The 17,305-nt window shown below is 60.4% G+C and carries 17 protein-coding genes and 1 pseudogene; 13 read left to right on the top strand and 5 right to left on the bottom strand.

Annotated features, from left to right (window positions below; translation table 11 throughout):
- Positions 1-93: 93 nt before the first annotated feature.
- Complete coding sequence (locus IC37_RS17975; RefSeq protein WP_030129110.1) at positions 94-339, bottom strand: TIGR02647 family protein; 246 nt, start codon at positions 337-339, stop codon at positions 94-96.
- Between the two features lie 341 nt (positions 340-680).
- Positions 681-965: a hypothetical protein gene (locus IC37_RS17970; RefSeq protein ID WP_030129109.1), complete on the bottom strand. Its 285-nt coding sequence runs from the start codon at positions 963-965 to the stop codon at positions 681-683.
- A 125-nt stretch (positions 966-1,090) separates the two neighbouring features.
- On the opposite strand from IC37_RS17970, the gene IC37_RS17965 reads away from it, so the two are divergent.
- Positions 1,091-1,750 carry a glutathione S-transferase family protein gene (locus IC37_RS17965; RefSeq protein ID WP_030129108.1) on the top strand — a complete coding sequence of 220 codons (660 nt, stop codon included), beginning with the start codon at positions 1,091-1,093 and terminating at the stop codon, positions 1,748-1,750.
- Positions 1,751-1,869: 119 nt separating this feature from the next.
- On the opposite strand, the gene argH is transcribed toward IC37_RS17965, so the two are convergent.
- The gene (argH, locus tag IC37_RS17960) at positions 1,870-3,264 is read right to left on the bottom strand and encodes an argininosuccinate lyase (protein WP_008013738.1); all 1,395 of its coding nucleotides are present in this window, start codon (positions 3,262-3,264) and stop codon (positions 1,870-1,872) included.
- A 461-nt stretch (positions 3,265-3,725) separates the two neighbouring features.
- Between argH and IC37_RS17955 the strand changes: the two genes are divergently transcribed.
- From IC37_RS17955 to ltrA, 8 genes and pseudogenes are all read left to right on the top strand, one after another.
- Positions 3,726-4,472 carry a LytTR family DNA-binding domain-containing protein gene (locus IC37_RS17955; RefSeq protein ID WP_030129107.1) on the top strand — a complete coding sequence of 249 codons (747 nt, stop codon included), beginning with the start codon at positions 3,726-3,728 and terminating at the stop codon, positions 4,470-4,472.
- 178 nt (positions 4,473-4,650) lie between these two features.
- Positions 4,651-5,592 (top strand): hydroxymethylbilane synthase, encoded by a 942-nt coding sequence (gene hemC, locus IC37_RS17950; RefSeq protein ID WP_030129106.1) that lies wholly within the window; start codon positions 4,651-4,653, stop codon positions 5,590-5,592.
- Positions 5,589-6,356, top strand: a complete 768-nt coding sequence (locus tag IC37_RS17945) for a uroporphyrinogen-III synthase (protein ID WP_030129105.1) — start codon at positions 5,589-5,591, stop codon at positions 6,354-6,356. Before hemC ends, IC37_RS17945 begins: the two co-directional genes overlap by 4 nt.
- Before the next feature lie 16 nt (positions 6,357-6,372).
- The gene (locus IC37_RS17940) at positions 6,373-7,515 is read left to right on the top strand and encodes a uroporphyrinogen-III C-methyltransferase (RefSeq protein WP_030129104.1); all 1,143 of its coding nucleotides are present in this window, start codon (positions 6,373-6,375) and stop codon (positions 7,513-7,515) included.
- Positions 7,512-8,750, top strand: coding sequence for a heme biosynthesis protein HemY (locus tag IC37_RS17935; protein WP_030129103.1), 1,239 nt, complete (start codon positions 7,512-7,514; stop codon positions 8,748-8,750). The genes IC37_RS17940 and IC37_RS17935 overlap by 4 nt, the downstream gene beginning before the upstream one ends.
- Positions 8,751-8,991: 241 nt before the next feature.
- On the top strand, positions 8,992-9,543 hold the full coding sequence (locus IC37_RS17930) for a disulfide bond formation protein B (RefSeq protein WP_030129102.1): 552 nt from the start codon (positions 8,992-8,994) through the stop codon (positions 9,541-9,543).
- Positions 9,544-9,722: 179 nt separating this feature from the next.
- On the top strand, positions 9,723-10,181 hold the full coding sequence (locus tag IC37_RS17925) for an Rsd/AlgQ family anti-sigma factor (protein WP_007899333.1): 459 nt from the start codon (positions 9,723-9,725) through the stop codon (positions 10,179-10,181).
- Between the two features lie 120 nt (positions 10,182-10,301).
- A pseudogene (ltrA, locus tag IC37_RS17920) lies at positions 10,302-11,377 on the top strand (group II intron reverse transcriptase/maturase); the annotation flags it as partial.
- 78 nt (positions 11,378-11,455) lie between these two features.
- On the opposite strand, the gene IC37_RS17915 reads toward ltrA, so the two are convergent.
- On the bottom strand, positions 11,456-12,121 hold the full coding sequence (locus tag IC37_RS17915; protein ID WP_030129101.1) for an FKBP-type peptidyl-prolyl cis-trans isomerase: 666 nt from the start codon (positions 12,119-12,121) through the stop codon (positions 11,456-11,458).
- A 192-nt stretch (positions 12,122-12,313) separates the two neighbouring features.
- Between IC37_RS17915 and IC37_RS30110 the strand changes: the two genes are divergently transcribed.
- A complete protein-coding gene (locus IC37_RS30110; protein ID WP_030129100.1) occupies positions 12,314-13,372 on the top strand; it encodes an AlgP family protein in 1,059 nt (352 codons plus the stop codon).
- On the opposite strand, the gene IC37_RS17905 is transcribed toward IC37_RS30110, so the two are convergent.
- A complete protein-coding gene (locus tag IC37_RS17905) occupies positions 13,369-13,833 on the bottom strand; it encodes a TIGR02444 family protein (protein WP_030129099.1) in 465 nt (154 codons plus the stop codon). The two genes, IC37_RS30110 and IC37_RS17905, sit on opposite strands and share 4 nt — an antisense overlap.
- A 50-nt stretch (positions 13,834-13,883) precedes the next feature.
- On the opposite strand from IC37_RS17905, the gene IC37_RS17900 reads away from it, so the two are divergent.
- The 3 genes from IC37_RS17900 to IC37_RS17890 all read left to right on the top strand — a co-directional run bounded on the left by IC37_RS17900 (position 13,884) and on the right by IC37_RS17890 (position 17,259).
- Complete coding sequence (locus IC37_RS17900) at positions 13,884-15,794, top strand: ATP-binding cassette domain-containing protein (protein WP_030129098.1); 1,911 nt, start codon at positions 13,884-13,886, stop codon at positions 15,792-15,794.
- Positions 15,794-16,375, top strand: a complete 582-nt coding sequence (locus IC37_RS17895; RefSeq protein ID WP_030129097.1) for a mechanosensitive ion channel family protein — start codon at positions 15,794-15,796, stop codon at positions 16,373-16,375. Before IC37_RS17900 ends, IC37_RS17895 begins: the two co-directional genes overlap by 1 nt.
- A gap of 251 nt (positions 16,376-16,626) precedes the next feature.
- Positions 16,627-17,259: a LysE family transporter gene (locus IC37_RS17890; protein ID WP_007899339.1), complete on the top strand. Its 633-nt coding sequence runs from the start codon at positions 16,627-16,629 to the stop codon at positions 17,257-17,259.
- Positions 17,260-17,305: the final 46 nt, after the last annotated feature.

Here is a 17,305-nt window from a genome sequence, read left to right as displayed (position 1 = left end):
TGGCGTCAGGTTTCTATCGCACGGCGACAGCGGGTACCAAGTGTGCCCGCGGAAATCCCGTGACAGAGGTTTCCGTGGGCGATGCGGTGATGCTCAGGCGGTTTCCTGGACGGACAGAATGGTTAGAACGGTTTGCACATTTTGTGCAGCGTCACGCCCCAGGCTGGTCAGATAACCGCCATCGGGCTGGGTGATCAATTCTTTATCGAACAGTCTTTGGGCGGCGGCAATGGCTTTCGGGGCAGCGGTCTGATGAATTTTCAAACCTTCCTGGGAACTGTCCAGGTTGAAGAGGGCGAGGATTTCCAGTTCGGCAACCAACTCAGGGGTAAGCGACATAAGGACTCCAGACTTTCTAGGAATTAGACGACAGCGCTCCTAAGGTGATCCCACTCGCGCAGCATGTCCAGTGCTCGTAACAGGGTTTTTTCGCCTCGGCGAACATTCCCCGGTAGGTGGTGCGGGCAGCGGGGTGGTGTCCAGTGTAGTCAGGGGCTGGGGTAAGGCGGGAGTGAATGGTGACAATCTGTGTGGAGGCGGGCTTCTGTGGCGAGGGGCTTGCCTGTGGCGAGGGAGCTTGCTCCCGTTGGGTCGCGAAGCGGCCCCAAAAGCTTTGCGACTGCTACGCAGCCGAACGGGAGCAAGCTCCCTCGCCACAAAAGCCCCGTGACAGGGCTGGGTTATTTCTTTTCCGGCGGCAACTCTGGCAGAGCGCGCAGCGCGGTTTCGTACCATTCGGTGTTGAACGCGCGGTCTTCTTCGAGGATCGCGTCGATTTCCACTGCCAGCACGTGGGCCATCAGGTTGAGGATTTCTTCACGCTCGTAACCCACCAGGGTCAGCTTGTTGAAGGTCGCCTTGGCTGCTGGTGGGTTATCGCTTTCGATCTGGTTCTCGATCGCTTCGATCAGCGTCGTTTCGGTGAACTCTTCTTCGTCGTTGTCGATGTCGTTTTGCTCGCTCATGGCAGGCTCCTCAAGGAAAGGCCGCCAGTTTACCCGCATTCAGCGCTGTGATGCTGCTGGCAAGAAGTGCCCGGGCGTTCTATAACTGGCGCTGCCAACCCCCTGCACGGCCTGGAGGCTATGTAATGCTCAAGCTTTATGGATTTTGCGTCAGCAACTACTACAACATGGTCAAGCTGGCGTTGCTGGAGAGGGAGCTGCCGTTTGAAGAAGTGCCGTTTTACCCAGGCACTACCCCCGAAACGCTAGCTATCAGCCCACGTGGAAAGGTTCCGGTGCTGGGCGTCGAACAAGGTTTCATCAACGAAACCAACGTGATTCTCGAGTACCTCGAGCAGAGCCAGAAAGGCACGCCGCTGCTGCCGAGCGATCCTTTCGAGCGAGCGCAGGTCCTGGCCTTGGCCAAGGAAATCGAGTTGTACATCGAGCTGCCGGCGCGCGCCTGCTACCCCGCAGCGTTTTTCGGCATGTCCGTGCCGGAGGCTATCCAGGAAAAGACCAAGGCCGAGTTACTGCTGGGGTTTGCCTCGCTGGGCAGGCACGGCAAATTCGCCCCTTACGTAGCGGGTGACAGTCTCAGCATGGCGGATTTGTATTTCCTGTACAGCGTGCCGATGGCTTGTGCCGTGGCGCAGAAGCTGTTTGATATTGATCTGCTGGCCGAGATGCCGGCGGCCAGGGCGCTGCTGGAACGTCTGGAGCAGAATCCGCATGTGCAGCGGATCGCAAAGGACAAGGACGCGGCGATGCCTGCGTTTCTGGCGATGATCGCGTCCAAAAAATAGGTTTTGTAGTGCTCTGAAGTCAGTCATCGCGGGCAAGCCCGCTCCCACAGGTTTCTCTGTCTGCCATAAATTTTGGCCAGACGGAGATCCTTGTGGGAGCGGGCTCGCCCGCGAAGCTTTTAACGGCTGGCGAGCAACGCCTGACCGCGAGCAACAGCCTTCTTGACCTGCGCCGGCGCAGTCCCGCCGATGTGGTCGCGGGCATTCACCGAACCTTCCAGGGTCAGCACGGCAAACACATCCTGCTCGATCTGGTCGCTGAATTTGCGCAGCTCTTCCAGGCTCATTTCCGCCAGATCCTTGCCGGTGTCCACGCCATACTTCACCGCGTGACCAACGATCTCATGGCAGTCACGGAACGGCAGACCACGGCGGACCAAATAGTCAGCCAGGTCGGTGGCGGTGGAGAAACCGCGCAATGCCGCTTCGCGCATCATCGCGTGCTTGGGCTTGATCGCCGGGATCATGTCGGCAAAGGCCCGCAGCGAATCGCGCAGGGTGTCGGCGGCGTCGAACAGCGGTTCCTTGTCTTCCTGATTGTCCTTGTTGTAGGCCAGCGGCTGGCCTTTCATCAGAGTCAGCAGGCCCATCAATGCGCCAAATACCCGGCCAGTCTTGCCGCGAACCAGCTCTGGCACGTCCGGGTTTTTCTTTTGCGGCATGATCGAGCTGCCAGTGCAGAAACGGTCCGGCAGATCGATGAACTGGAACTGCGCGCTGGTCCACAACACCAACTCTTCGGAGAACCGCGACAAGTGCATCATCGCGATGCTCGCGGCCGAGCAGAACTCGATGGCGAAGTCTCGATCGGACACGTTGTCCAGCGAGTTACCGCCGACAGCGTCGAAGCCCAGCAGTTGAGCGGTGTATTCGCGGTCGATCGGGTAAGTGGTGCCCGCCAGCGCGGCGCTGCCCAGCGGCATGCGGTTGGTGCGCTTGCGGCAGTCCACCAGACGCTCGTAGTCGCGGCTGAGCATTTCGAACCAGGCCAGCATGTGGTGCCCGAAGGTCACCGGCTGCGCGGTTTGCAGGTGAGTGAAGCCCGGCATGATGCTGCCGGCTTCGCGCTCGGCCTGCTCCAGCAAGCCTTGTTGCAGGCGGGTGATTTCGCCAAGAATCAGGTCGATCTCGTCCCGCAGCCACAGGCGGATGTCGGTGGCGACCTGGTCGTTACGGCTGCGGCCGGTGTGCAGCTTTTTACCGGTCACGCCGATGCGGTCGGTCAGACGCGCCTCGATGTTCATGTGCACGTCTTCAAGGTCGATGCGCCAGTCGAACTGGCCGGCCTCGATTTCACCCTGGATGGTGTTCAGGCCGTCGATGATGCTGTCGCGCTCGGCATCGGTCAGCACGCCGACCTTGGCCAGCATGCTGGCGTGGGCGATCGAGCCCATGATGTCGTGGCGATACAGGCGCTGGTCGAAGGTGACGGAGGCGGTGAAGCGGGCGACGAAGGCGTCGACGGGTTCACTGAAGCGGCCGCCCCAGGACTGATTGGTCTTGTCAGTGCTCATGAATTCGCTCGTATCGGCTTGAAGAAAGATGGCGTGGAACGCTGACGCGGATAATAACAGGGTTGCCAATCCTGTCGCTGACACTGGTCGATACGTTTTTTTCTCATGGAGCGGCCCGTACTCCAAGCAAGCCTTGTAGAAATTGCACAACGATATTTCTCATTTGAGCAATATCGTCCCGGCAACCGTCTACAGTTGGACAGAGGATCAGCGCACTTCTCGATGCTGCAGCTGACTATAGAGAGAAGAGGGGTGTTCATATTGCGTATCAGCAAACATTACGGCGATGCCTCGCCAACGCGGGCCTGGGCTGTCAGTCACCCGGCAGATAAAAATTTAGCCGCCGGTCTCGCGGCACTTTTTGGCCCTCGCGCTAGTCTTAGCGTGGATCGCGGTGACGGACGTCACTTCACCTGTCTACGCTATCTTTGTGCGAGACTCACGCAGGAATCCAGCGCAATATGAATGTCCTGATCGTTGATGACGAACCCCTGGCCCGCGAACGCCTGAGCCGAATGGTCGGTGAACTCGAGGGGTACAATGTCCTGGAGCCCAGCGCCACGAATGGCGAAGAAGCGTTGGCGCTGATCGACAGCCACAAGCCGGATATCGTGCTGCTCGATATTCGCATGCCGGGCCTCGATGGTCTGCAAGTGGCTGCACGATTGTGCGAACGCGACACCCCACCCACCGTGGTGTTTTGCACAGGGCCCGATGAATTTGCCGTGGAAGCCCTACAGGCCAGCGCCGTAGGTTATCTGGTGAAACCAGTGCGCACAGAACAGTTGCACGAAGCATTAAAGAAAGCCGAGCGACCCAATCGCGTCCAGCTCGCGGCCTTGACTCGGCCGGCGGCCGAAACCGGCAGCGGTCCGCGCAGCCACATCAGCGCTCGCACCCGAAAAGGCATCGAACTGATCCCATTGGATCAAGTGGTCTACTTCATCGCCGACCACAAGTACGTCACTTTGCGTCATGAAGGCGGTGAAGTGTTGCTCGACGAACCGCTCAAGGCCCTGGAAGACGAGTTTGGTGACCGTTTCGTGCGGATCCACCGCAACGCACTGGTTGCCCGCGAACGCATCGAGCGGCTGCAACGCACGCCCTTGGGGCATTTCCAGCTGTTCCTCAAAGGCCTGAACGGCGATGCGCTGATCGTCAGCCGACGCCATGTGGCCGGCGTGCGCAAAATGATGCAACAGCTTTAAGGCGACAACGCGGCGGGGAAACTAATTGAGAACGCCCCCTAATCCGCTGATCAGGGCGGATCTCTACCCTGTTACCGGACACTAAAGGCCAGGGCGTGCGTGCATTTTCTGATACAAGTCAAAGTGGATTTGGCTGAGCTGTTATTATCCGCCGTATCTATTCAGTACGGATTGATCCATGTCCTCTCGCGAAATCCGCATCGCCACCCGCAAAAGTGCTCTCGCCCTGTGGCAGGCCGAATACGTCAAGGCTCGTCTGGAGCAGGCCCATCCTGGCCTGCTCGTGACGCTGGTGCCCATGGTCAGTCGCGGCGACAAGCTGCTTGATTCGCCCCTGTCGAAAATCGGCGGCAAGGGTTTGTTCGTCAAGGAGCTGGAAACCGCGCTGCTGGAAAATGAAGCCGACATCGCCGTGCATTCCATGAAAGACGTGCCGATGGATTTCCCCGAAGGCCTTGGTCTGTTCTGCATCTGCGAGCGCGAAGACCCGCGCGATGCGTTCGTTTCCAATACTTACGCCAGCCTGGATGAGTTGCCGCCAGGCAGCATCGTCGGCACCTCCAGCCTGCGCCGTCAGGCCCAACTGTTGACCCGCCGCCCGGACCTGCAAATCCGCTTCCTGCGCGGTAACGTCAACACCCGCCTGGCCAAGCTCGATGCCGGTGAATACAACGCCATCATCCTCGCCGCGGCGGGTTTGATTCGCCTGGGCTTCGAAGACCGCATCACTTCGGCCATCAGTGTCGAAGACAGTCTTCCGGCCGGTGGCCAGGGCGCGGTCGGTATCGAATGCCGTCGCGTCGACACTGAAATCCATGCGCTGCTGGCGCCGCTGCATCATCAGGACACGGCCACTCGCGTTACCGCCGAGCGTGCCCTCAACAAACATTTGAATGGCGGTTGCCAGGTACCAATCGCTTGCTACGCCGTGCTTGAAGGCGAGCAGATCTGGTTGCGTGGTTTGGTAGGCGATCCGAGCGGCGGCCTGCTGCTCAGTGCCGAGGCCCGTGCGCCACGGGCTGATGCCGAGGCTTTGGGTGTGCAAGTGGCCGAAGACCTGCTGAGCCAGGGCGCCGACGCCATTCTGAAAGCAGTCTATGGCGAGGCAGGGCACGAGTGACTGGCTGGCGCCTGTTGCTGACGCGCCCTGCGGATGAATCGGTGGCGCTTGCCCGAGTGCTGGCCGACGCGGGGGTTTTCAGCAGCAGCTTGCCGCTTTTGGATATCGAGCCGATTCCTGCCTCTGACACAATGCGCGAAGTCATTCAGAAGCTGGATAGCTATTGCGCGGTGATCGTGGTCAGCAAACCGGCCGCCAGAATCGCTGTCGATCTGCTCAACCGGTACTGGCTGCAGCCACCGGTTCTGAAGTGGTTCAGCGTGGGCGCCGCGACGGCGCAGATCCTCGAGGATAATGGGCTGGATGTGAGCTTCCCGGTCGACGGCGATGATAGCGAAGCCTTGCTTGACCTTGCGCCGTTGCGCGAGGCTGTCGCCCGACCCGATCCGCGGGTGCTGATCATGCGCGGGGAGGGTGGGCGCGAGTTGCTGGCTGAGCGTTTGCGCGAGCTTGGTGCTAGTGTCGAGTATCTGGAGTTGTACCGACGCGGTTTGCCGCAGTACCCGTCGGCAACGCTGCCTGGCCGGATCAAAGCGGAACGCTTGAACGGGCTGGTGGTCAGCAGTGGACAGGGTTTTGAGCACCTGCACCAATTGGCTGGCGATGCCTGGCCGAGCATGGTGCGGTTGCCGTTGTTTGTTCCAAGCCCCAGGGTCGCCGAGTTGGCACGTGCCGCCGGGGCCCAAACAGTTGTGGATTGTCGCGGCGCCAGTGCCGCGGCCTTGCTGGCGGCGTTACGGGAACATCCCGTGCCCGTTTTCTAATGCAAAGGATGGATACGTGAGCGAAACAGCCTTGCCTAAAGATGACGTCCGGCCCGTGCTTGATGCACCGGTTGAAACTGCGCCACCTGCTGTTGATCAGCGCCGAGGCAATGGGTTGGCAATCGTTGCGCTGCTGTTGGGCGCAGCCGGTGTTGCCGTGGGCGGTTGGGGAGTCTGGCAGGTGCGTCACCTGCAAGCCAATAACCAGCAGCAGTTGAGTCAGGTACAGGCGTTGAACGATCAGGCACAGAGCCTGAAGCTCAACGAGCAGCGCCTGACGGCTCGCCTCGAGCAAATGCCGGCCGCCGAGGAGCTCGATGCGCGCAGTCGCTTGGTCATTCAACTTCAGGGCGATCAGCAACGCCTGAATCAACGCCTGGAAACCGTCCTCGGCGCGAGCCGCAAGGACTGGCGTCTGGCCGAAGCCGAGCACTTGCTGCGTCTGGCCAGCCTGCGTCTGTCGGCGTTGCAGGACATCAGCAGCGCTCAGGCCCTGGTGCAAGGGGCCGATGAGATTCTCCGTGAACAGAACGACCCGGGAGCGTTTGCCGCCCGCGAGCAAGTGGCCAAAACCCTGGTAGCCCTGCGCAGTACCGAACAGCCGGATCGCACCGGGCTGTTCCTGCGACTCGGCGCCTTGCGTGATCAAGTGATCAACCTCACCGAGCTGGCGCCTGAGTACAAGGACCGTGGCGAGTCCCTGCTGGGCCTGACCACCGATGGCGACGGTGCCAGTCGCTGGGCGCAATGGTGGGATCAGATCTCGCGTTATATCCGCATCGATTTCAACGCCGACAAGAATGTCCGGCCGTTGCTGGCAGGGCAGAGCCTGAGCCAGGTGCGTCTGGCCCTGAGCCTGGCGCTGGAGCAGGCGCAATGGGCAGCGCTCAATGGACAAGCCGCGGTTTACACCCAGGCGCTGGCCGAAGCGCGGGACGTGCTCAAGGGTAACTTCAACCCGGACAACCCCCAGAGCAAAGTCATGCTGGAGCAGGTGGCCGAGTTGAGCAAGCAGCCAGTGGCGGTGGTCACGCCGGATCTGACCGGCACGTTGAGTACGGTTCAGGCCTACCTTGAGCGGCGCAACGTCAACGCCGAGGAGTCGGTGAGACCGCTGGCCAAACCTGCCGCGAGCACTATGCAGGAGGCAACGCCATGAAGCGCCTCTATGTGATCGTGTTCGTGGTCATCGCCGCTGCCGCCGCACTGGGGCTGGCGATTGCCGAGCATTCCGGCTACGTGCTGATCGCCTACAAAAGCTTCCGTTATGAATCGAGTCTATGGGCAACCCTGGCTCTGGTGGTCGTGTTGTGGCTGGTGTTCTGGGGCATCAAGGCGTTGATCGAGCTGGTGACGACTTCCGGTGGAGTGGTCAATCCATGGTCGCGGCGCAATCGCAGTCGACGGGTGCAAGTGGCGATCGAGCACGGCCAGCTCGATTTGGCCGAGGGCCGCTGGGCCAGTGCGCAGCGTCATCTGTATCGCGCGGCGGAAGCCGAGCGCCAGCCGCTGCTCTATTACCTCGGTGCCGCCCGCGCCGCCAACGAACAAGGTCACTACGAGGAAAGCGACAACCTGCTGGAGCGCGCTCTGGAGCGACAGCCCCAGGCCGAGCTGGCGATTGCCTTGAATCATGCCCAATTGCAGACCGACCGCGGCGATACTGAAGGCGCGCTGGTGACCCTGCAAGCCATGCATGAGCGTCATCCTCATAATGTCCAGACCCTGCGCCAATTGCAGCGCTTGCTTCAGCAGCGGGGCGACTGGTCGGCTGTGATTCGCTTGTTGCCAGAGTTACGCAAGGACAAGGTGCTGCCACCGGCCGAGCTGGCTGAGCTGGAGCGTCGCGCCTGGGGTGAGAATCTTTCGTTGGCGGCGCACCGGGAAGAGGACGGAACGGTCGGGTTGCAATCGCTCAATCGCGCCTGGCAGCAACTCACCGCCGCTCAGCGCCAGGAACCGCAACTGGTGTTGGCCTATGCCGAGCAGTTGCGACAACTGGGGGCGCAGGTCGAGGCCGAAGAGATCCTGCGTGCAGCCCTCAAGCGCCAATACGACAGCCATCTGGCGCGCTTGTACGGGCTGGTTCGCGGCAGCGATCCGGCCAGGCAACTGCACATCGCCGAGGGTTGGCTCAAGGATCATCCCGCCGACCCGAGCCTGTTGCTGACGTTGGGCCGTTTGTGTCTGCAAAGCAGTCTGTGGGGCAAGGCCAGGGATTATCTGGAAAGCAGCCTGCGCGTGCAGCGCAACCCTGAAGCCTGCGCCGAACTGGCGCGGTTGCTGGCGCAACTGGGTGACACCGAACGCAGTAATCAGCTGTTCCAGGAGGGCTTGGGTCTTTTGGATGAGCGCTTGCTGGCGGCACCGCTGCCAGTGTCGGCTCACGCCTGATTCCGCCCTTGTAGCAGCTGGCTGCGCCAGCTGCTACAAGGGCGGGAATCGCTTCGAATCCGCCGCTGTTTCAGCGTTGTAATCCTTCGCCGGCAAAGTCCTACAGAGGACTACGTCAAATCCTCTCGACCCTGTCGGGAATTCCCTACACTTCTGCTGAAGTGTCCGTGGTGGCCTGCCTTGAAAGGCTGCTGCGCTTTCCTCTACCGTAACCGCCTGTCTCTACTGTTACGGAAAAGCCATGTCTTTGGCCTGCTCACGCTCCTTGTTTTTCATGGTTTTCATTGCAGGTGCCCTGGCCTTGGGCGTTTCCTATTACCTGGAATATGCGGTCGGCCTCAAGCCTTGCGGGTTGTGCCTGTTGCAGCGGGTTTGTCTGGCGCTGCTCACGGGTGTCTGCCTGGCGGCTTCAGTGCAGGGGCCTGGCCGCTGCGGATCATTTCTGTATTGGCTGCTGGGTTTGCTATGCAGTCTGGCGGGTACCGTCACGGCGTGGCGGCAGGTGTTGTTGCAGAGCGATCCGGTGCATCAGCTATCGGTATGCTCGCCTGATCTGGCCGATCTGTTCGCCAGTACGCCCTGGCTGTATGTCGTGCAGCGAATGTTCAAAGGAACCGCCGATTGCGCGGAAATTTCCTGGACGCTGTTCGACCTGAGCATCCCGGAGTGGAGTCTGCTGTTCTTCGTTGCGATGATGATTCTGGGCGGGTATCAGTTGCTGCGCCTTGTCTGGATCGCGTGTCAGCGACCGCTCAGCGGCGAGTCGTCGCGCCGGGTACTGGCGGGCGATTAAACACTTGTATGAACTTTATCTCCTGCGTACCTTGAAGCCATAGGCGTGCGGGCATAATCTGGCCCGCACGTGTCATTGGATTTATGTTGCTCGAATGACGCTCTGCCTGGTCGATCCTTGATCTTCAAGTGTGCGACAGGTGTAGAGCAGCATGACCCACAAGGGAAGAGAGAATCACCATGCTCGAAAGTTGTCAGAATGCTCAGGAACGTTGGGGTGGAGTGCATCTGCTGATCGATCGCTGGTTGCAGGAGCGTCACGAACTGGTTCGGGCCTATGACGCTCTTGGCGCCAAGCCCGAAGCTTTGGGCGAGAACCGAAAACCGCTGCAGGAATTTTGCGGTGTGCTGGTCGACTACGTGTCTGCCGGGCATTTCGAGATCTACGAGCAGCTGACCGGCGAAGCCAAGGCGTTCGGTGATACTCGTGGTCTGGAGTTGGCCGAGACGATTTACCCGCGCATCGACGTCATCACCGAGAAGCTGCTGGCGTTCAACGACTTGTGTGATGCCGGTAAGTGTGTCGCGGAGAAATTCAAAGAGCTGGGTGGCTTGTTGCACGAACGCTTCGAACTGGAAGATTGCCTGATCGAAGTGCTGCACACCGCTCACAAGGAAGAGGATTCGGTTCAGGCCTGAACCCTTCCCGCAAGACCCTCCCAAGAAACCAGAAACGGTGCGCAATGCGCGCCGTTTTTCGTTTGTGCGCCAGGCATGGCGCGTTGCGCGTAGCGCAACCAGCTTGGCTGTGGTGGCCACGCCGTCGAAATTCCCAAACCCAAAGGCGGCACCCGACAGCTGGGCATTCCCAGTGTCGTGGATCGCCTGATCCAACAGGCTCTGTTGCAACAGCTCACGCCGATCTTCGACCTCTGTTCTCGGACTACAGCTACGGTTTCCGTCCGGGTAGAAGCGCTCATCAAGCTATCGAAACAGCCCGCGCCCATGTGGTGACGGGACACCGTTGGTGTGTGGAACTCGATCTTGAGAAGTTCTTCGATCGGGTCAACCACGACGTGTTGATGGCCCATATAGAGCGTCATGTCGAAGACCGGCGGGTGCTCAGGCTGATCCGCCGTTACCTCGAAGCGGGTGTGATGTCGGGCGGGCTTGTCAGCCGACGACAGGAAGGGACGCCGCAAGGCGGCCCGCTCTCGCCGTTGCTGTCGAACATCCTGCTCAACGAACTCGACCGTGAGCTGGAACGGCGGGGCCATCGTTTCGTGCGCTATGCCGATGAGGCGAACATTTATGTGCGTAGTCGTCGAGCGGGCGAGCGAGTGATGGCAGGCGTCGAGCGGTTCTTGAGGCAGCGTTTGAAACTGACGCTGAATCGAGAAAAGAGCCGCGTGGCACGGCCTTGGGCCTGCGACTATCTGGGTTATGGGATGAGCTGGCATCAACAGCCGAGGCTGAGAGTGGCGACGATGAGTCTGGGTCGCTTACGTGACCGGCTCAGAGACCTGCTGCGTGGAGCGCGGGGCCGCAAGATGGCAACAGTCATCGAGCGAATAAACCCTGTACTGCGTGGTTGGGCAGGCTATTTCAAGCTAAGCCAGAGCAAGCGACCGCTTGAGGAGCTTGATGGGTGGGTGCGTCACAAGCTTCGCTGTGCCGTGTGGCGTCAATGGAAGCGGCCTTCAACGAGGGCTCGCAACCTGATACGCCTAGGTCTAAACAGGGATCGTGCCTGCATATCGGCGTTCAATGGTCGCGGCCCATGGTGGAGCTCCGGGGCACCGCATATGAATCAAGCGCTGCCGAAGACGCTGTGGGATCGGTTTGGCCTGATCTCAATACTGGATACGATAAACCAGCTTAATCGTATAACCTGAACCGCCGTATACGGAGCCGTACGTACGGTGGTGTGAGAGGACGGCGGCTGTGAAGCCGCCCCCTACTCGATCCGGTTTTCAGCTTGTAGCACCACGCAATTCAACTTCGAATACCAGCGGCGTGAACGGCGCGATCAAGTCGCCGGCACCGTCGGCACCATAGGCTTGGGCCGATGGAATCACCAGGCGCCATTTCGCGCCGACCGGCATGTTTTGCAACGCACTGCGCCATCCGCTGATTACGCTATCCAGACTGAACCACTGCGGCTGGCTGTTCTGGTCGAACACTGAGCCGTCAGGCAAGCGTCCGATATACAGCACCTGGACCTTGCCGCTCGGCCCCGCCTTGGCGCCGGTGCCTGAAGTCAGCTCCGTCAGCAATATTCCATCCGCCAGTTCGCGAACGCCGGGTTTGGCTTTTTCCTCAGCGAGAAAACGTCGCTCGTTTTCCAAAGCCAATTCGCTTTGCGGCACAGGTGATTGCATGGCAACCCGGGCTTCATGCTCGGCCAGAATCTGTTCGATCCGCTCATCTTTCAGTGCCAGCGGCTTGCCTTGATAGGCTTGCTGCAAACCTTCGAGCAGGGCCTGAAGTTGCAGGTCCGGAACCTCCTGGCGCAAGCGTTCGCCAAGGCTTGCGCCCAAGCTGTAAGCGAGATCGTGAGCGTCATTTGCGGCGGTTTTTTCGGCGGCCTGGGCCGCGGAAAAAAACACGCACAGCGATAAAAAAAGGTAGCGCGACATGGGCACTCTCCGACCTGAGATGCGCAGGATTATGCCAGTGAGAATGCGCTCGAAGGTGAACAGGTTTTACCTGAACGCAGAACTTTTTCGCTCCGTTGCAACGGAGTGCTTTCGATACTGTCAACATGCCCTAGCGGCGGTAGCAGCAGAGGTCTAGTATGAGCCGCATTCACTTCAGCCAGGAGGTAAACCATGTCGGCCACCAAGAAGCCTGTAAATACTCCGTTGCACTTACTCCAACAACTCTCGGGCAGCTTGCTCGAGCATTTGGAAAACGCTTGTTCCCAAGCTCTGGCTGATGCTGAAAAACTGCTCGCCAAGTTGGAAAAGCAGCGCGGAAAAGCGCAGGAAAAACTGCACAAATCCCGGACCAAATTGCAGGACGCTGCGGCGGCCGGCAAAGCCAAGGCGCAAGCCAAGGCCAAAGAGGCGGTGAAAGAACTTGAGGACTTGCTCGATGCCCTCAAGGGTCGCCAGTCCGAAACGCGCAGCTACATCCTGCAACTCAAACGCGACGCTCAAGAAAGCCTGAAACTGGCCCAGGGTGTCGGTCGTGTCCAAGAGGCTGTCGGCAAGGCGTTGTCCCTGCGTTCGGCCAAGCCAGCTACGGCACCTGCGAAGAAAGCAGCCGCCAAGCCAGCCGCCAAACCGGCGGCGAAAAAAACAGTCGCTGCCAGTGCTGCGAAACCAGCGACTAAAACGACGGCTGCCAAACCTGCCGCCAAGCCAGCTGCTGCCAAAACAACTGCTGCCAAAACAGCTGCCGCTAAACCGGCTGCGAAACCCGCCGTGGCAAAAACTGCACCGGCAAAACCAGCGGCTAAACCTGCTGCCAAGCCAGCCGCTAGAACTGCCGCCGCGAAACCGGCTGCCAAGCCAGCCGCCAAACCTGTCGCGGCTAAAACCGCCGCAGCCAAGTCTGCTGCGAAACCCGCTGCAAAAGCTGCGGCCAAACCCGCCGCTAAACCGGCTGCCAAAACTGCTGCCGTCAAACCAGCCGCTGCAAAATCGGCTGCAAAACCAGTAGCAAAACCAGTAGCAAAACCAGCAGCCAAGCCAGCTGCAAAACCGGCCGTGAAAAAGCCCGTCGCCGCTGCCAAACCGGCTGCTGCGCCAGCGATCAAGCCAGCAACTCCGGCCCCGGCCTCCTCGGCTTCGCCCGCGCCTGCAGCAACCACCTCGACCACCACGTCTGCGCCAACGCAAGCCGCGTCGTCGAGCACTGGCACCACCCCAACCAGCGCTTCCTAAGTGCCGGTTACCGCGACGCGCAGCTGATGCAGCGCGTCGCGGTCCAGGTTGGCGGCGCCTGCCGCCACACCTTCCAGCCAGGCCGAAAGATCGGTCGCCTCATCCTGCGGCCAACTCTGTGCCAAACGGTCCAGTCGCAACAACAAATGCCGTTCGGCTTCCATCTCCAGTGTTTTCACTTGTTCACGCAAATCATCCAGCCCGGCATCTTCGCTAGCGGCGGCTTTCCATTGCAGGCGCAAGGCGCGCAACGGTTGCACGACATCCGCGTCCCAAGGCCTGGCTGCATCACGAAGCAACTGCAAGCGTTGTTCGTTGCAGGTAACGCCACGTTCTCCCAGCCACAACCCGCACAGTAGCAGGCACACGTTCACCCCCGCCGACTGCAATTGCAGGCACGCATCTTCAACGCCGGGACGGGCGTAAGTGCCAAGGGAAAAGCTCCACAGGTCAGAGGACATAGTGCTACTCGCGCCAGTTGCGAGCGAAGCTGGTAGACTCCGCCGCCATTATGATTCGACTTCAGAACCTGACTTTACAGCGTGGCCCGCAACGTCTGCTAGAAGACGCCGAGCTGACCCTGCACGCCGGCCACAAAGCCGGCCTCATCGGTGCCAACGGCGCCGGCAAATCGAGCCTGTTCGCCTTGATTCGTGGCGAACTGCACCCGGACTCGGGTGACTGCTTTCTGCCGGCCGACTGGCGCATCGCCCACATGCGTCAGGAAATCGAGACGCTCGAACGCATCGCGGTCGACTACGTGCTCGATGGTGACCTGCGCCTGCGCGAGGTGCAACGCGACCTCGCCGCAGCCGAAGCGGCCCATGACGGCGCCGCTCAGGCCCGCCTGCACTCGGAACTCGACAGCGCCGACGGCTACACCGCCGACGCTCGGGCTCGAAAGCTGCTGGCCGGCCTTGGGTTCACCAATGAGCAGATGGATCGGCAAGTAGGAGATTTCTCCGGTGGCTGGCGGATGCGTCTGAACCTGGCGCAGGCTTTGATGTGCCCTTCGGACCTGTTGCTGCTCGACGAACCGACCAACCACTTGGACCTCGACGCCATCATCTGGCTCGAAGAGTGGCTTAAAAGCTACCCCGGCACCTTGATGCTGATTTCCCACGACCGGGACTTCCTCGATGCCGTGGTCGATCACGTAGCCCACGTCGATCAGCGCAAGATCACCCTGTATCGCGGCGGCTATAGCGCCTTCGAGCGCGCCCGTGCCGAACGTCTGGCCCAGCAACAACAGGCCTACGAGAAGCAGCAGGCGCAACGGGCGCACATGGAAAGCTACATCGCCCGCTTCAAGGCCCAGGCCACCAAGGCCCGTCAGGCCCAGAGCCGGATCAAGGCGCTGGAGCGGATGGAAGAGTTGTCTGCCGCGCACGTCGATTCGCCGTTCGATTTCGTCTTCCGCGAGTCGACGAAAATTTCCAGTCCGCTGATCGACCTGTCGGATGCTCGTCTGGGTTACGGCGACAAAGCCGTGCTGGAGAAGGTCAAGCTGCAACTGACCCCCGGCGCGCGGATCGGTTTGCTCGGCCCGAACGGCGCGGGTAAATCGACCCTGATCAAAAACCTCGCCGGTGAGCTTGAGCCGTTGGCCGGTCGCCTGACGCGCGGTGAAAACACCGTCGTTGGCTACTTCGCCCAGCATCAGCTTGATTCCCTCGACTCCAAGGCCAGCCCGTTGCTGCACTTGCAGCGCCTGGCGCCGACCGAGCGTGAGCAGACCCTGCGCGACTTTCTCGGTGGTTTCGACTTCCGCGGCGCGCGTATCGATGAGCCGGTGCTGAATTTCTCCGGCGGTGAGAAGGCGCGTCTGGCCTTGGCATTGATCGCTTGGGATCGACCGAACTTGTTGCTGCTCGACGAACCGACCAACCACCTGGACCTGGAAATGCGTCTGGCGCTGACCATGGCCCTGCAGGAATTCAGTGGTGCGGTACTGGTGGTCTCCCACGATCGCCATCTGCTCAAAAGCACTACCGACAATTTCTATCTGGTGGCAGACGGCAAGGTCGAGGAGTTCGACGGCGATCTGGAAGACTACGCCCGTTGGCTGGTCGAATACCGTCAACGCAATGCCCCGGTCAGCAACACTCCGGTCAATCCGGACAAGACCGACAAGAAGGCCCAGCGCCAGGCCGCTGCTGCATTGCGTCAGCAGTTGGCTCCGCACAAGCGCGAGGCCGACAAGCTTGAAGCCGAGTTGGGCAAGCTGCACGAGAAGCTGGCGAAGATCGATACCAGCCTTGGCGACAGCGACATTTACGAGCCGATGCGCAAGAACGATTTGCGTGATCTGCTGGCTGAGCAGGCCAAGCTGAAGGTGCGTGAAGCCGAACTGGAAGAAGCCTGGATGGAGGCGCTGGAACTGCTGGAAAGCATGCAGGCGGAGCTGGAAGCGCTGTCCTGATGGAAGCCTTCAAGCTGCCGGTGCCGGCGATGTGGGGCGAGCCGCTCTGGCTGGTCGTGCAAATCCTGCTGATCCTGCTGGCCGGTTATATCGCCCAGCGCGTCGTCGCTAAATGCCTGACTCGATTGGGCGAGCGCTACCCGTTTCCGCCGCAGTTTTTCATGCCGCTGCGTGGCGGTTTGCGCTGGCTGATCATGGGCAGCGCGCTGATCTTTGTGCTGGAGCGCCTTGGCGTGTCGGCCACAGTGCTCTGGACGGCGTTGTCCGGTTTCGTTGCAGTAGCCGCCGTGGCGTTTTTCGCCATGTGGAGCGTGCTGTCCAACCTGCTTTGCGCGATTCTGATCTTTACCGTCGGCCCGTTCCGCATCGGCGATGTGGTCGAGTTGGTGGATACCACTGACAAGCCCGGCGTCAAAGGCCGGGTGGTGGCGATCAATCTGCTCTACACCACGCTGATCGAAGCCGAAGAACTCGGTACCGGCAGCGCCATGGTGCAAGTGCCCAATAGCCTGTTCTTCCAGCGCTCGGTTCGACGCTGGCGTGGCACCGATATATTCCCGTCCAGCGGGTTTGAAAAATAGGCTTTGAATTCCTGCATCGATGTCGCCTGACACACCGCTTTCGCGAGCAAGCCCGCTCCCACACTAGATTGATGTGGATCACAAATTTTGTGTCCAACGAAGATCCCATGTGGGAGCGGGCTTGCTCGCGAAGGGGGCCTCAAGCCGTAAACGCTGGTTGGCAGTGGCTCTGTCCTACAAAAAATCGGTAGTCATCGGCCCAAAGGCGCATTAGCTTAGACGTCTGTCACGAGTCTGAGTCGAGGTGTGCGATGGTGCTTCAAACATGGCTGGCGTTTTTTGCCGCCTGCTGGGTGATCAGTCTTTCTCCCGGTGCCGGCGCCATTGCGTCGATGTCCAGCGGTTTGCGCTACGGTTTCTGGCGCGGTTACTGGAACGCCCTGGGTCTGCAACTGGGCTTGGCGTTGCAGATTGCGATTGTTGCTGCCGGTGTCGGTGCGATCCTTGCGGCCTCCGCCACGGCTTTCTATGCGATCAAATGGTTCGGCGTGGCCTACCTGGTCTATCTCGCGGTCAAGCAATGGCGCGCGCTGCCCAATGACATGAGCGACGACGCAGCCATACGGCAGATCGGCAAACCGATGGCGCTGGTGTTCCGCGGTTTTCTGGTGAACGTCAGCAACCCCAAGGCCTTGGTGTTCATGCTCGCGGTGCTGCCGCAATTCATCGACCCCCACGCGCCGCTGGTGGCCCAGTACCTGATCCTCGGCGTGACCATGATCTGTGTCGATCTGATCGTCATGGCCGGTTACACCGGGCTGGCGGCCAAGGTGCTGCGTTTGCTGCGCACACCCAAGCAACAAAAACGAATGAACCGTACCTTTGCCGGGCTGTTCATCGGCGCGGCGGCGTTCATGGCGACCCTGCGTAAAGCGGCGGTGTAAAACCTTCAGGCACAAAAAAGGCGACCTCTTCAGGTCGCCTGATCGT

The sequence above is a fragment of the Pseudomonas sp. QTF5 genome (assembly GCF_000512695.2).
Taxonomy (GTDB): domain Bacteria; phylum Pseudomonadota; class Gammaproteobacteria; order Pseudomonadales; family Pseudomonadaceae; genus Aquipseudomonas.
This window is presented reverse-complemented; position numbering and strand designations above follow the sequence as displayed.

What these genes read in the sequence shown, in the direction of transcription:
- IC37_RS17895 (WP_030129097.1), top strand. Translation starts at nt 15,794, where the DNA reads ATGGAAGCCTTCAAGCTGCCGGTGCCGGCGATGTGGGGCGAGCCGCTC.
- IC37_RS17900 (WP_030129098.1), top strand. Translation starts at nt 13,884, where the DNA reads ATGATTCGACTTCAGAACCTGACTTTACAGCGTGGCCCGCAACGTCTG.
- IC37_RS17905 (WP_030129099.1), bottom strand. Translation starts at nt 13,833, where the DNA reads ATGTCCTCTGACCTGTGGAGCTTTTCCCTTGGCACTTACGCCCGTCCC.
- IC37_RS30110 (WP_030129100.1), top strand. Translation starts at nt 12,314, where the DNA reads ATGTCGGCCACCAAGAAGCCTGTAAATACTCCGTTGCACTTACTCCAA.
- IC37_RS17955 (WP_030129107.1), top strand. Translation starts at nt 3,726, where the DNA reads ATGAATGTCCTGATCGTTGATGACGAACCCCTGGCCCGCGAACGCCTG.
- IC37_RS17930 (WP_030129102.1), top strand. Translation starts at nt 8,992, where the DNA reads ATGTCTTTGGCCTGCTCACGCTCCTTGTTTTTCATGGTTTTCATTGCA.
- IC37_RS17970 (WP_030129109.1), bottom strand. Translation starts at nt 965, where the DNA reads ATGAGCGAGCAAAACGACATCGACAACGACGAAGAAGAGTTCACCGAA.
- IC37_RS17965 (WP_030129108.1), top strand. Translation starts at nt 1,091, where the DNA reads ATGCTCAAGCTTTATGGATTTTGCGTCAGCAACTACTACAACATGGTC.
- IC37_RS17935 (WP_030129103.1), top strand. Translation starts at nt 7,512, where the DNA reads ATGAAGCGCCTCTATGTGATCGTGTTCGTGGTCATCGCCGCTGCCGCC.
- IC37_RS17890 (WP_007899339.1), top strand. Translation starts at nt 16,627, where the DNA reads ATGGTGCTTCAAACATGGCTGGCGTTTTTTGCCGCCTGCTGGGTGATC.
- hemC (WP_030129106.1), top strand. Translation starts at nt 4,651, where the DNA reads ATGTCCTCTCGCGAAATCCGCATCGCCACCCGCAAAAGTGCTCTCGCC.
- IC37_RS17925 (WP_007899333.1), top strand. Translation starts at nt 9,723, where the DNA reads ATGCTCGAAAGTTGTCAGAATGCTCAGGAACGTTGGGGTGGAGTGCAT.
- IC37_RS17975 (WP_030129110.1), bottom strand. Translation starts at nt 339, where the DNA reads ATGTCGCTTACCCCTGAGTTGGTTGCCGAACTGGAAATCCTCGCCCTC.
- argH (WP_008013738.1), bottom strand. Translation starts at nt 3,264, where the DNA reads ATGAGCACTGACAAGACCAATCAGTCCTGGGGCGGCCGCTTCAGTGAA.
- IC37_RS17915 (WP_030129101.1), bottom strand. Translation starts at nt 12,121, where the DNA reads ATGTCGCGCTACCTTTTTTTATCGCTGTGCGTGTTTTTTTCCGCGGCC.